This is a genomic window from Neobacillus terrisolis (genome assembly GCF_051233475.1).
Lineage (GTDB): Bacteria > Bacillota > Bacilli > Bacillales > Cytobacillaceae > Bacillus_BU.
The window spans coordinates 25,456-39,794 of sequence record NZ_JBKFGH010000027.1; the positions used below are offsets into that span (position 1 = coordinate 25,456).

Consider the following 14,339-nt stretch of genomic DNA (forward strand, 5'->3'; position numbering starts at 1 on the left):
TAATAGTAAACTAATTTTTTAATTTTTTCCACAAAGTAATAGTGTATTGAATTGAGCAGTTTTTTGTTTTAATCCTACCAATCATACCTTATTAAATAATCATTTTTTACTTAAACAGAAACACTCTTCATGTAATCAAGAGTTTTTTTGATATTTGTATCTAAACTTAATGTTTGAATTTGTTTGAGTAAGCAATCTAGTGTATCATTCCATAATTTCTCTTGAATTAATATATCTACAATAATAATAAATTTTGAATTATTAACTAAAGCTGTTGCAACTGTTGCAGAATACGGAGAACTAGGTAATGCTTCAGACAAAAGACTTTCTAAACAGGATAAAATCCGTTTCTTGTTACGATTATGTTTACGGACGCCAGTTTTATATTCTAAAGTATCCGTGTATATATTTTCAAGTTGGAATATAACTGCTTCTGTAATTTCAAACCGTTGTACTACTAACCTCTTTGAATCATTTAGTAATAATTCTTCTATAGTATTTTCTCCCGCTTTGGTAAGTGGATAAAATCTAAAAGAGTTAAGTATTAAATGATTTTTTGGATCCATTGTGGTAGGGTTGATAAATGGATTAACCTTTGTGTCAAATGTGGATTTATGGCCATTACATCTTTTACAACTAGGTAAAAGATTTTCCCAATTAATTACTTCTTCTGGGTAGGTCTTTTTGTCATGAAAATGTTCAACTTCCATGTATTTCGACTCTCTATCTACTTTGCATTCACAATACGCACATTTACCATAAGAGCTTTCTAATAGAGCTTCTTCTATAAACTTAAGTTTCCATATCGAACTTCCATCTAAAGCAAATTTCTCTGTTAACTTCTTTTTTAATTCTTCTGTAAGCTCTTTAGGACATTCTTTTTTTGAAATTTTAATCATTGGTAATCTCTCCTAAAGAAGCCATTTGAATTTTCAGGATTTTCCTTAAATGATTTTGTGGATGAAGCATCTTATCAATTTTATTATATAAAGACATTGTTTTTTCAACATCAAGTTTTGAAAGTGATTCATCAAATTCACTAAGTGCATTAGTAAAAAATTTAGAGTGAGTATTTTCTAACCCCATTACATCTCTTAATACTTCTTCAATAGTCCAACCCTGGAAACCGTATTCCTTGTATAAAATCCCCTTATTAATTTTAATTCCGTTTTCCATAAAACCCAGAGGTATAACTTCATCTGGTTGTGCTACCTGAATAATATGGGGGCTATGTGTAGCTGCTATAATCTGAGCATTAGGTACAAGCCATTTTAATATACTAATTAATTTCCCTTGCCACTCTGGATGTAAATGTAAATCCAATTCATCAATCAATATAACACCATCAAAAGAGTGTACATCATTATATGCACCTGTTACTTCTGTTTTTTTAATAATTCCCAGTAACATCGATAAACAAGAACGATAACCTGATGACAAATAATTTAACGGTATTTTCCCGCTAGGAGTTTCTAGGTATATATCTGCAAAAGTCCTTTCTATGTTATTTTCATATATTCTTTTTCTTTCTTTTACTGTACTAAAATAAATCTTTGGGTCTAACATTGTAAAACACTTTTGGGCTACCATTAAGTTATAATACTTTTTTTCTGATAACCTTTTCTCTTCATAATAATTTTTTAAAAACCATTGTTGAATCATTTCTAATTGATTACCATAGAAAATATTATTATAAGAAGTTCTATTTATGGAAAAATTAATAATTTCCTTTGATCTAATAGTATTTTTATATCTACTTTTATTTGTTAAATCGTTATCATTCACATAAAAGTTTTCGTAAAATTCTCCATTTTTGTTTTCCCCAAAAATAGACCAGTTTCCTTGATCAAACTGAACATTTCTTCTAACAGTTCTTGTATTCCTATTAAAAGAACTTGCAATACAATCTAAAATTGTAGTTTTCCCAATCCCATTTCCACCACAAATAAAATTAAATCCTTGATGAAAATTAAGACTTAATTTTGAAATTCCATTTACTCCTTCTATTGACAGATGTTTAATTTTCAGCATTAATTCAACTCCCTTATAAAAATTTTAAAAAGTTTTTATTTTAATAAATATTTAAACAGTAATACTGTTACCAATATAAATTTCCATACAGATGCACCCATAGGCAATTTTAATAGGGTGATTTTATTTTCAACTATTATTCCTGTTTAATATAAATCTATAAAAAGTATGAATAGAATTTATATGTTTAGATTTATCAAAAGAAGTTTATAAAGTTGAATTATTATCCATACTAATTCAATTCAATTTTCTTTATTTACGTTCTACTAATTAACAACTAAATAACAGTACTCCTGTAAAAATATCTGTTTTGATTAACAAACTTTTTTAGGGAAACTATTCATTATATTCTTCAATATTTTCTGCTATTTTTGGAAGAACTTTAAAGGAATTATATATTTCATAAGTACTACCTATTTTTTGAAAGCGAATTTTCAAGTAGGTATTCAGATGTATATCCCTAGAATAAACAAAACACCCCTTCTGTCCACGAGTCATCAAGGTACGATATGTATTCCGAATAATCTCATCAGCAATCTGAGATGCTTTTTCCGGTTCATTTTTCAACATTTTTTTCAAACCTTTTAACGAATTATCAGTTTTCGCACGTTTGGTATAATCCGTGATTACTTTACCGTCCTCATATCTTAAATCCTCGCCGATTATAACCCCAACATAGTCAAATTCAAGTCCCTGGCAGGTATGGATGCAGCCGGCTTCTTGTACTGAGTTTACGTCAATGGCCCAGGTGGCAGAGTTTCCTAGATTCCAACTCATTTTAAAATTAAACTCAGGTAGAACAATGTCATAATAATCTGGATTGCTTTGCCCAACCTTGTCCCAATTCCAACAGTAGCCAGCTACAATCCGTGATTTGTTGTTAGTTTTATTGAATCTTTCTATCTCTTTTCTTAAATCATTAGGGTTATCAAAAACTCTAAAATCATATTGACTGCACAGAAAATCTGCATTGGCTGTTTCACGAATTTGCAGAACATCATCGATCCATGCCAAGTATCCATCGGATCCATTACAACGGAACTGGGATTCTAGGTTCATGAAACTCAGGTCAGCTTTATATTCCGAGGCAAATTTTTGAATATCAGCAATGCTCCCTGCATCCTTTAAGGTTACCCGCTGCCGGTCATCAATGAAGAAGATCGAAAACTTTGATGCTTGAATTATTTCTTTTGTTTGATTTTCTCCTAGATTAGAGAACATTCCGGATTTCTCATTAAGTCTATGGGCTTCATCTACAATGAGAGCATCAAATTCATCAAGCGGTGCATCAATGTAGCTTCCCGATCCTTTAAATAAATTATCAATATGTCCTTTTCTGAAATCCTGTTTAAGCTTGGCTGCATAGATATTTCTTGGTGCGGCATTTTTGGTGACATATTGACACACCATACTTTGTTTAGTTAACTCAACCAATAAATTAATTGCCAGAACAGATTTCCCTGTCCCAGGTCCACCGGTAACCACTAGTACCTGTTTTGTATTTGTTCGTAATGCTTTCTTAGCCAAGTAAATCGCTTGCTCGTAGACAACCTTTTGGTCATCAATCATGACAAACTCTTGGTTCCCTTTCAGCATATTGTTTAAAGAATCCTGTAACGATTTTGATGGTCTAATTCGGCCATTTTCAATCTTGTAGAGGTTCTCTTTGTTATCGCCATACTGTATGTATTTTTTAATAAAATCCCGAAGTTGCCTCGCTTGGCCCTTAACAAAAACCGGGGCTTGCTCAATATAATATTGGTACACTCTATCTGTTAAAGGATCCTTTTCACCTTGGTCGATATAATTATGCAGGTAAGCACATGGTTTCAATTCGATTTTTTCATTCTGGGCATTTTCATTGTAGTCCGCAATTAAGGCAGCATACGACCATGCTTGGTAGGAAGGATGAGTTGTTTCTACTAACCCACGATTAATGAAAGTCTTAACAATAGCTTCCTTCCCTCTGATTACCTCTACCGATTTCCACTGTTTAAGCTCAACAATGACAACGGAATTTTTTTCTTCTCGTTTACCAGATATTAAAAAATCAACCCGTTTAGAGGTATAGGGAATCTTAAATTCGATGGCAACCCCTGCATCCTTAGGAATCTCATTATCACTTAACACCCGATACATGTATTGCATCGAATTATCCCATGCACGAACTTCCCGCTCATTAATACGGCCAATTTTGGCTGTATAGTTTTTGGTAATATTGTTCACTAGCTCATCGTGAAAAACATCTTCAAGAAATTCCGCTTTTGTTGCTTCATATACTATCATTGTGTCTCAGTCCTTATGATAATAGATTGATATTGGTTTAAATTAAAAATCATTGTTTTGGTTCAATGGATATTTAACCGCATTTTTTTCAAGTTTTTTTAATATTTCCTCTTCTAGATCTATTTCCATTTTATCTGCAAGTTGCACGAGATAAATTAAAATATCAGCCATTTCTTCTTTAATGTTTTGCTTTGACTTAGCAACTGCTACTTCACTATTACGCCATTGGAAATTTTCAAGTAGTTCACTCGCTTCTAAGGAAATTGAAATGGCTAAGTCCTTTTCATTGTGGTACTTTTTCCAGTCGCGTTGGTCACGGAATTCTAAGATTTTTTGTTTAATCTTTTTCAATATAACTTCCCCTGTCCTATATCACTTTTTACACTCTTACCTTATTTTAACATTTCAAAAATTTAAAGCATTATAGTAATTTCTTTTTCCGTTACATTTTAATGACTTTGAATTTATTGATTAGCCCTCTTTTTTATTTTATAAGGGTACCCTTTATTCCTAATTTCATTTCATTTAAATAGTCATGCTGTTTTCGCTGGTCTTTAAACTTGTTTAAAAATGCTAAATAGCAAGCACCAAGTATTTGTAAAAAATGTTATGATAATAATACTTATTTAATTTTTGGAGGAAAACATGAAGAAGCAAGTAAAAGTTGTAGCAGCAATCATTGAAAATGATCAAAATGAAATCTTATGTGCACTTAGATCACCTGAGATGGCTATTCCAAACATGTGGGAATTTCCTGGCGGCAAGGTTGAAAAAAATGAAGATATTTATACCGCTCTTGAGCGCGAAATTACTGAAGAATTAGGTTGTACTATTGAAACAATAAAAGAAGTTTTTAATGATAACACACACGAATATGATACCTTTCTTATTAACCTAATTTCGATTAAATGTAGAGTAGTTCAAGGTACTCCGACAGCAAGTGAACATTCAAAGCTTATTTGGCTGAAGAGAGAAAACTTAGATTCACTAAAATGGGCACCAGCGGATATTCCGGCAGTTGAACAATTAATCCAAGAAAAATAGTCTTCTCCCAAAGAGAAGACTATACTTTTTCAGTAAATTCCGTATATAAACTTGCTGGTACTTCATTTTCGAGCTCCATTTTTACCGTAATCGGCTTGTTCCCTTCGAAATGAACGACATTTCCTTTTCCGATATAGATGTATGGTTCAGTCTTTCCATCAATCTCTTTGTACTTTCGGATAAATAAATGCAGATTGATTCCTCTTTGTTTATTAAAAATAATATCCTTCCCTCTATTAGACTCTTGAGTTGTATTATTTACTGACTGCCACTGAAATTCTCTTGGATTAAAAAATTTATCTTTATAATTGATACTTTCCTTAACATCGGCCTCTTTATGTAAATCCACAAATAAGAAATACTCGTTGCTATTTGTAAGTAATCCCGAACCTCTAAACGAGCTATGAATTTTCCGGTAGTTTGAAAGAAGTGCAGCATCAATCATTTGGTATTGCTCATATAGTTTAAAATGAGGAACACCGTAGTACTCATGTTGGAATTCCTTTTCATATCGAAAAATTCCGTAGGTAATGATATCATCTATATATTTAAAATAATCCTCATTCTCTAAAATGCCTGAGAATAGCTGTGTTTTAATTAATTGTCCTTCTTGATATTGAAATAATTTAGGCTTAGACTTCTTCTGCATACTATCATAATAGTTTTGATTCAAACACTCAAAAGCATGAATTATGCTGTCGTCATCTACATTATCTAGTTCTTTCAATATTTTTTGTTTAGCAATTTGAAGGTCTATTTTTTTATGTTCTAACAAATAGCGAATAATTAAAAACTCATAAACCCTTTTTATTGGTAGCTTACTCGATAATTCCTTAATGGTGCTTTCAAAATCTTCATTTTCCAATAATCTTTTAAGGTCCTCATCTTTTTCAACCTTTGCAACAAATTGAATATAAGATTTTTCCCGATCAATAAATTTTACAGGATCTGGTGAACCGTCATACTTCAAATAATCTAGTAATAAATATGGAATTCGGCCTTGGTTGAGTTTTTTAAATTCGTTATACTCTTCCTTCAGATATTTCATGGAATTGAAATTTTCTTTATCAATTTGGGACAATATTCTATCTTGAGAAATCTTATCCATTTGTATATGTGTAGCTCCAGGAATATTCGCAAAACCGGTAGCTACTGCAACTTTAAGACTTTCCTTATCATAATATCGACTACCATTTAAAGCTAATGCTATTAGGAAGGTTTTATTATGATTACCAATGAAATCTAATACGGTTAAAAAGCTCTTTCCACCGAATTTACGCAGTCCTCTACCCAATTGTTGAATAAACACAATTGGTGAGTTAGTCGGCCTTAGCATTAATACTGTATTAACGGAAGGGATATCAACACCTTCATTAAAGATATCGACAGTAAAAATAAATTCCAATTCATCCTGATCATTTTCTAATTTATTAATAAACGTTTCACGTGTGGTTGGTGAATCCTCACCCGTTAAACAAATGCTGTTATAACCCCTTTTATTGAATTCACTGGTCATATACTGTGCATGTTCGACACTTGCACAGAAACCTAAGGCCTTTCTTTTCTCACCATCATGGCCATAGAATTCCATCTTCTCAATAATAAAATCAACCCGTTCATTTACCTTTAATCTTTTGGTAATTTCAGCAATATCATCTATGTCTACATCACTTAAATCAATTCCTTCAATGTCTGTTATACCAAAGTAATGAAAAGGAATGACGAGCTCATCTTCAAGTGCCTCATGCAATCGAACCTCAATCGCTACATTGTTATCAAAAAGATCAAATACATTACGTCCATCCGTACGTTCCGGTGTTGCGGTCATACCTAAGGTAAAATTTGGAGTAAAATAATCAAGGATGGTTTGATAAGTTGGACTTGTTGCATGATGGGCTTCATCTATAATCAGATAATCAAATTCGTCTTTCTCATATTCTTGATAACACTTTGAGATCGTTTGAATCGTGGCAAAAACATATTCTGCCGTTTTATGCTTATGGTTTCCGGTCAACAATCCAAAGGTAATTCCTTCATTAGGAAGAAGGGTTTCGAATGTTTCTTTGGCCTTTTTCAAGATTTCTTCCCTATGTACGATAAATAGAAGCTTCTTTGGTTCATATTTTTTAACATCAAATGCAGACATATAAGTCTTGCCTGTTCCGGTTGCTGCAATAACTAGAGCTTTTCTTTCTCCAAAGCTTCGAAGTCGTTCTAGGTTCTCCATTGCACGCATTTGCATTCGGTTGGGAACTATATATTTTTTATGTTCATAAATCACTTTCTGAGCGACCTGAGAACTTTTTAAACTCTCTAGGAATTCTTGATATTGTCGAATGAAATCTTCATCTGCTTCAACGGTCATATTCCAGATTTTTTGGTATTCCTTTAATACATCTTTTATAAATGAAGCATCCTGTTTTGAAATAACTTCAACGTTCCACTCAATATTACTTTTTAACGCACTTTGAGTGATATTAGATGAACCGATAATAACCTTATATCTATCTTGATACTCAAAGATGTACGCCTTTGTATGGAAACCAATCTCTCTATCTGTTATAAACACTTTTAAATCAACATTTTGAAATTGCTTTAATTTCTCTAAAGCCTTTGCATCGGTAAAATTTAAATATGTAGATGTAATGATTTTCCCGAAAATACCCTTCTCCTGAGCTTCTTTTATTGGGTCAAGTAATAGTTGGAGGCCGCTGAAATTAATAAAAGCGACACTAAAATAAAACCGCTCACATTCTTTTATTGATCTTATTAATTCGTTTAGTAGATTGCCCTTATCGGAGTTAACGATTAACTTTTTTTCTATAGTGTCCATTAATTTTCTCCTGACGTACAAAGTCATTAAACTAATATAAGAAAATTTTACTCTTAATTGGATACAATTAAAAGATCGCATTTAAAGCAGACTCAAGATTGTTAATTATTTATACAGTTTTTATCAATAGTTTTTTTCAAACATTTATATACTGGCATGAGCTCTTTTTTACTAAGAAAAAGAAGAAGGAATTACGTAAAAACAACATACAGAAAAAACGCACTAGCGATAGAGCTCTAGTACGTTTAAAAGAAATTATTATTTTATTTATCTATCACAACCAATCCCATCACCATCACGGTCAAGATGCGTGGCATAGCCTGGCTCTCCTCTATAAATAGGTGCGGCTCCAGCAGCACGTGCTTCTGAACAATTTTGATAGTATATATTAGTCTGTTGCTGTGCTTGTTGTGCTGCAAGCTGAGCGGCTTCTTCCTGTTTTCTCTGTTCCTCTGCTAACCTTGCAGCTTCTTCTTGTTTTCTCTGCTCCTCTGCTAAGCGAGCGGCTTCTTCTTGTTGTCTCTGTTCCTCTGCTAAGCGAGCGGCTTCTTCGTGTTTTTTCTGTTCCTTTGCTAAACGTTCGGTTTCTTCTTGCTTTCGTTTTTCTTCAGCAAGGCGAGCTTCTTCCTCTTGTTTACGTTTCTCCTCTGCTAAGCGGGCAGAATCATCATTCTTTTCGGAATTAGATTTCGTTACTTCAGTCGCCGGTTTGATTGAGTTTTTTTCTGTAGTTTCTTCCCCAAATGCTACTGAAAAAATGATCAATAAAGTGAATAAGTAAACAAGCGAGGCAATGGACTTTTTCCACCACTTTCCACTTCGGAAACCAAGAATCTTTTGATGCCATTTCCTTTTTATTATTTTAAAAGGAATACTAGCCTTGGATAAAATATCATCAAATATTTTACCTGAACTATTTAATACTAATTTGCCTTCATGATGACTAACGACCGTTTTAATTGCAAAGTGGTCAATCATAGCATTTGAAAAGAAAGTATAAGGCCAAATAGTTATTTTTCTCGCTTTGCGTTCTTTATTATTGTATTCATATAAAAGTACACCGTTATCAATGACAATAAAGTTTCCCTTTTTTTGTTTTTCTTGATAGAAGCCTTCTACAATCAGTTTTGCATCTTTATGCTTTTCATGTAATAGTCTTTCACCATTTTTTGTATGTCCTAAATCATCTCGTTTCATAAGAAATGAAGTAATTTTTATATTACTAGTTCGTAAATCTTCTAGTTTTTCAGCATGTAGAAAATAGTTAAAATCATGGGTAACTGTTGTAATTATATCCTGTGTATGATGAACAATTTTATATTCTAGAATCTCAATAAACTCTTGGCTATCCTCATTTTTCTTAATATCATCAAATCTACGCTTTGAGCGACCAATCTTAAGTGTTAATTGCCACTCATTTTTGTCCTTTCCATCGGTTCTTACATCAAGATCACTAATTTTCGTATATTTGTATATAATGTGTTCACTTTTGGATAGAAATAGGAAAGATTCTGTTGTTAATACTAGGACTCCATCTAATTCCCGACCACTATTTTTATCACATTCTGCCTCTATTATTTTTAGAATTTTTTCGGTAGAGGTTAATAATGTATTTTGTGCCTGGTTTAATAATTTTTCATATTTTGATAATAATGCCTTCTGATTCATTGTAGGTCTATTGCCGATCCACTTCTCCATGATAGCCCTCCATAAAGCGAAATTTTTTTTTAAAATTTTTCCGCCTGATTTGTCATACGATCTAATCTCGAAAATTATTATACTATTTATTAATATCGTTATTTCATTTTCGACAAAATAAGACATACAAGGATGCAAAAACAAAAAAGGCATCTTCTTGGACAAAACTGAACAAGAAGGTGCCTATTTATTACCAACTAACATAATTAATTTAAATAAGAATCCTCTAAACGAAGTTTTTCTGTAGACTCGTTCAATACAGAGATTATCTTTATAACATGGTCAGACTTTATTAAAAATGCATTTACAAGTGTACATTGTTAATTTAATTGGAGATTCTTTTTCCATCTTTTATTAAGCAAAGGTACATATAATTAGTATAGTTAAATGTAAATTCAAAGGTCAAAGCCATAAACTAGTATACCACTTTTTCCCGAACTTCTTCACTCTTTAACAACTCTTTTAATTTCTGGTCAATTCTTTCAATTTCTGCTGAAGGGTTCTTCCACCAGTTACGGCTCCAAATTCTCTCGATGCTCCAGCCCCTGCTTTCTAAGAATCGTTGACGATAAACATCTCTTTCTTTTGCATTAGCAGAACTATGGTACATAGCTCCATCACACTCAATGCCCAAAATATACTTGGAAGAATCCTTAGGATGAACAACCGCTAAATCTATCCGATATCCAGACATACCAACTTGAGTAGTTACTTCATAGCCTAAATTTCTCAGTTGATAATACACTTGTTCTTCAAATGGGGAATCAAAGTGTAATTCTTGTAACTGGACATGCGTGTTTACATTTTCATTGATTTCTTGAACTACTGCCTGGATATGTTCTACCTGGGCTTTTGAAACAGCCTTTACATATTTTAAATAAGCCTTCAGTAATTTTGGCCCTAATTGAGATGTGTTAGCAACATTCAGCTCTTCAGGCTCAACACTTGTTACGACAGTGATTGCTTCCTTTGCTCTTGTTACTGCTACGTTAAGCCGGTTTTCTCCACCTTTTTGATTAAGCATTCCAAAACGATTATAAATCTTACCTTCTTCATTTTTGGCATATCCAATTGAGAATATAATGATGTCTCTTTCATCACCTTGAACATTTTCAATATTCTTCACGAAAACTCTTTCATCTAAATCTCTTGTCATCATTTGATTATATACTGCATTAAATTCTTCATCTTCTCCAGCTGTTTTTTCAATTAGATCCAATATTTTCGTTTGCTGTTTAGCGTTAAAAGTAATGATTCCTACTGTTTTATTTGGTTTATGAATAAGGATTTCCTTAAGAGTATTTATTACTTCTCTAGCTTCAATTTCATTTGATTGGTTATTCCATCTTCCCTCAACCTTTTTCCATTTTAAAGCAGGAGGATTTTTAAACGGAACAACGTTAGGTGCTATTTGGACATGTCCATTATAAAAGGCATGATTCGAGTAGTTGATTAGTTCTTCATATTTTGAACGATAATGCCATTGAAGGATTTTCTCTGGGAATCTTCTTTTAGCCAAATTTAACAAACTGATTGATTCATCTGTATCGTATTGCTCATCCTCATCCTCGTCATTAACAAAGCTAGCTTGAAACATATTAAAAGGAGGAAGCTGCTTTTCGTCACCCGCAATGATTACTTGCTTAGCTCTATAAACGGCAGGAATTCCACTTTCAACTGTACATTGTGATGCTTCATCAAAAATAACTAAGTCAAATAGACCCTCCTCCAATGGAAATATGGAAGAAACAATTTCCGGAGAGGCTAACCATACCGGCATGATCTCCACTAACCCCTTATTGGCAAATTGATTTACCAACTTACGAAGTGGCCATATCTGTCTTTTTTTACCGACCTGATGTTTTAACTCACGTACACTCCTAGAGTAGGTTGTTTGGACTGTTTCAACATTCTTGTTTAGCGAATGGATTAAGTATTGGTTCGCTGCATTTCTTTTTTCCTCTATTAGGTTAGCAAATGCTTCCCGAATTCTTGAGAATTCATTAGTTGAAATCTTTTGTACTTGTGGGTTTTGTTTTTCCGATTTATCGATCCAATGAATATACGCCGAATTTCTCACTAAATCAAGCCAATAGTCTGGCAGTGAGGCATAGTCATCATTCATTAAAGTTTTTTTCGATAATTTGGCAATAATCTTTTTTGTCTCTTCCGAACAATAATTCCAATAAACATCCATTTGTTGTAGATCTTCAAAATCACGATGCAAATATTCCAGAATTTTGTCTAAGTCATTTATTGGGATATCCCCTTCAGAAATACGTTGTTTAAAAACGTCTATCTTTTCATTTGCAAAATATTTTTTTAGTTTTTCAACTTCATCAGCCATCTTTTTCGTCTCTTTACCTAACTGATGCATTAATATTAATGATTTTTTTACCTTTAGCCATTCAGGAGAATTCGTTCCCTTAAATTTTTCTCCCTCGATTAATTCTTCTATAATTGATTTTCCTGAGAAAGAGGTCCACCACCATAATCTCAACCCATGTAGTGTTCGTTTTTCCCCCTCTAAATCAGGAAAAATTTTATCCAACTTATTTTCGATCAACCATGTATATGCTGGCGTTATTTTTTCATGGTCCAATGAATTAATGTATTCCACTGATTTTGTTGCTTGTCCAATTATTTGATTTAATAATTCTATTGCTTGGAGCTTTTCCTTCATATCAAAACTTGCGAAGGATTTACGATCTTTCAATGAGTAATCGTCATCACCAAATCGTTCATACCATTCCGCATAGGTATATACGCTTTCTAACACGTTTTCTAAGATATCTTTATTTAATGAAGATAAAACTTCATTTAAATCGATGATTTGATTTGTTTCACTGACAGGCTTTGCGAGTCCATATAAATCATATAATCTGTATCCGTATTCCTGATATTTATACAGCGCATCTGCAATGCTATTCAACATTTCTTCCTGCTCCGCTAACTTCTTAGTCGTTGAAGTTAGAACATTAATTGTTTGTTCATTTGTCAACGGATTATGATTGAATAACGATTCGATTTTGGAATAAAGTTTTTTACGATCATTTTTTTCGTCATGAACAAGAGCAATATTATTCGTTAACCCTAAACTATCTAGCCTTTGGTAAACTACATCTAATGCAGCTCGTTTTTGACATACAACTAATATTTTTTTGCCTTGGTTAAGGCCATCAGTTACTAAGTTAACTATGACTTGGGACTTTCCTGTTCCAGGTGGACCGTGAACAACTATTCCTTTTTTATAACGAGCTTCTTTTAGAATTTCTTCTTGTGATCCATCCGTCTGTAAGAGGTTTAATATATCCGATTTAGTGATGTCCTTAATAACATCTTTTTCTTGGTCAAGATCTTCAGCTTCGGAATATTCCTGGTCTTGTGTAGCAATTAATTGGCCAGCCAAAGCTAAATCACTCTCATTTGAGAGCTCGATTAGAAATTCATAATCTTTAACAAGGGATGATCCTCCCTGTGGAAAATTGCCTATTATTGCATTTTCAATCAAGGTTAAATTCGTAACAGCGGGAATTTCATTTGATTTGTATTCTTTTAGTTTCGTGATACCTTTCGGACTAAATGATATATTTAAATCAAATTGTTTTAGAAACGATACCCATTCATCAAAATTAAATTTTGAAGCACACTCAGCAGCTTGTTCATAAAATTCTTCCGAAAAATTAAGATTATTAAGCTTTTTAAATGCCAAAAATAAAGTTCGATTGATTTGAGGTTCACCCTCATCTAATTGTAAGATCCATTTTTGAGAGTTAACGTTATTCTTTTCAAGTCTTAAAGGATATAAAAATAGTGGGGCTTGGAAAAACGTTCCGTCTGAAAAGGTTCCTGATAAAAAAGGAAATCCTAAATAAAAATCATGAACCCCTGTTTCTTCTTCTATTCCTTTTATATTCCTTAGCAGATCTGTAAGTTTCTTTGATATCAACATTGAATCTTCATTATCTAATTTGGGTTTCAAAATGGTAATATCACTTTTTGTTTTCTTGATAATTTTCTCTACGATTGTTTTACTTTCAATTTCATTTTGTAATTTATCTAACTCAGTTAGGTCAAAACTCCACTTGTTATATATCTTAAGTAATCGAATGGAGCGATTTCGACGGCTAATATCATTTAGCTTATCCCTCATATGTATCAATTTGTCTTTCATAATTGTAAACCTCTTTCAATGGTTTCTTGCACTACTCCTAAACATAGGAGTGTAAAACATTTATCCTGGGTATTCAAAAAATATTATTTCTTGAGTAGTTCTTTTTACATATGATATTATATCAAATAATTAAATAAGCACCTTTAAAAAGTGGTTTTTGTCATATTATTGGTATAATTCCCAAAAATAATGATACTAATATTTCAGCTTCTATTATAAAAGAAAAACCTCATCATATTACGACTAGTGAGGTTATTGAATATTTTAACGGAA

General features: G+C 32.5%; 8 protein-coding genes. 1 reads left to right on the forward strand and 7 read right to left on the reverse strand.

The annotated features are described in order from the left end of the window. Positions 1 to 110: 110 nt before the first annotated feature. The 4 genes from ACI48O_RS16670 to ACI48O_RS16685 form a co-directional block, all read right to left on the reverse strand. Positions 111 to 899, reverse strand: a complete 789-nt coding sequence (locus tag ACI48O_RS16670; RefSeq protein WP_435562977.1) for an HNH endonuclease — start codon at positions 897 to 899, stop codon at positions 111 to 113. After that, positions 892 to 2,031, reverse strand: coding sequence for an AAA family ATPase (locus ACI48O_RS16675; RefSeq protein ID WP_435562978.1), 1,140 nt, complete (start codon positions 2,029 to 2,031; stop codon positions 892 to 894). The genes ACI48O_RS16670 and ACI48O_RS16675 overlap by 8 nt, the downstream gene beginning before the upstream one ends. Before the next feature lie 336 nt (positions 2,032 to 2,367). Further along, positions 2,368 to 4,317, reverse strand: a complete 1,950-nt coding sequence (locus ACI48O_RS16680; protein ID WP_435562979.1) for a DNA/RNA helicase domain-containing protein — start codon at positions 4,315 to 4,317, stop codon at positions 2,368 to 2,370. A 42-nt stretch (positions 4,318 to 4,359) separates the two neighbouring features. After that, the gene (locus ACI48O_RS16685; RefSeq protein WP_435562980.1) at positions 4,360 to 4,668 is read right to left on the reverse strand and encodes a nucleotide pyrophosphohydrolase; all 309 of its coding nucleotides are present in this window, start codon (positions 4,666 to 4,668) and stop codon (positions 4,360 to 4,362) included. 294 nt (positions 4,669 to 4,962) lie between these two features. On the opposite strand from ACI48O_RS16685, the gene ACI48O_RS16690 reads away from it, so the two are divergent. After that, entirely contained in the window at positions 4,963 to 5,361 is a 399-nt protein-coding gene (locus tag ACI48O_RS16690; RefSeq protein ID WP_435562981.1) for a (deoxy)nucleoside triphosphate pyrophosphohydrolase, read from the forward strand. Positions 5,362 to 5,380: 19 nt separating this feature from the next. Here ACI48O_RS16690 and ACI48O_RS16695 read toward each other — a convergent pair whose 3' ends face one another. The 3 genes from ACI48O_RS16695 to ACI48O_RS16705 all read right to left on the reverse strand — a co-directional run bounded on the left by ACI48O_RS16695 (position 5,381) and on the right by ACI48O_RS16705 (position 14,066). Then, positions 5,381 to 8,194 carry a DEAD/DEAH box helicase gene (locus ACI48O_RS16695; RefSeq protein ID WP_435562982.1) on the reverse strand — a complete coding sequence of 938 codons (2,814 nt, stop codon included), beginning with the start codon at positions 8,192 to 8,194 and terminating at the stop codon, positions 5,381 to 5,383. Between the two features lie 267 nt (positions 8,195 to 8,461). Beyond that, positions 8,462 to 9,892: an excalibur calcium-binding domain-containing protein gene (locus ACI48O_RS16700; RefSeq protein ID WP_435562983.1), complete on the reverse strand. Its 1,431-nt coding sequence runs from the start codon at positions 9,890 to 9,892 to the stop codon at positions 8,462 to 8,464. 415 nt (positions 9,893 to 10,307) lie between these two features. Then, entirely contained in the window at positions 10,308 to 14,066 is a 3,759-nt protein-coding gene (locus ACI48O_RS16705; protein ID WP_435562984.1) for an AAA domain-containing protein, read from the reverse strand. Positions 14,067 to 14,339: the final 273 nt, after the last annotated feature.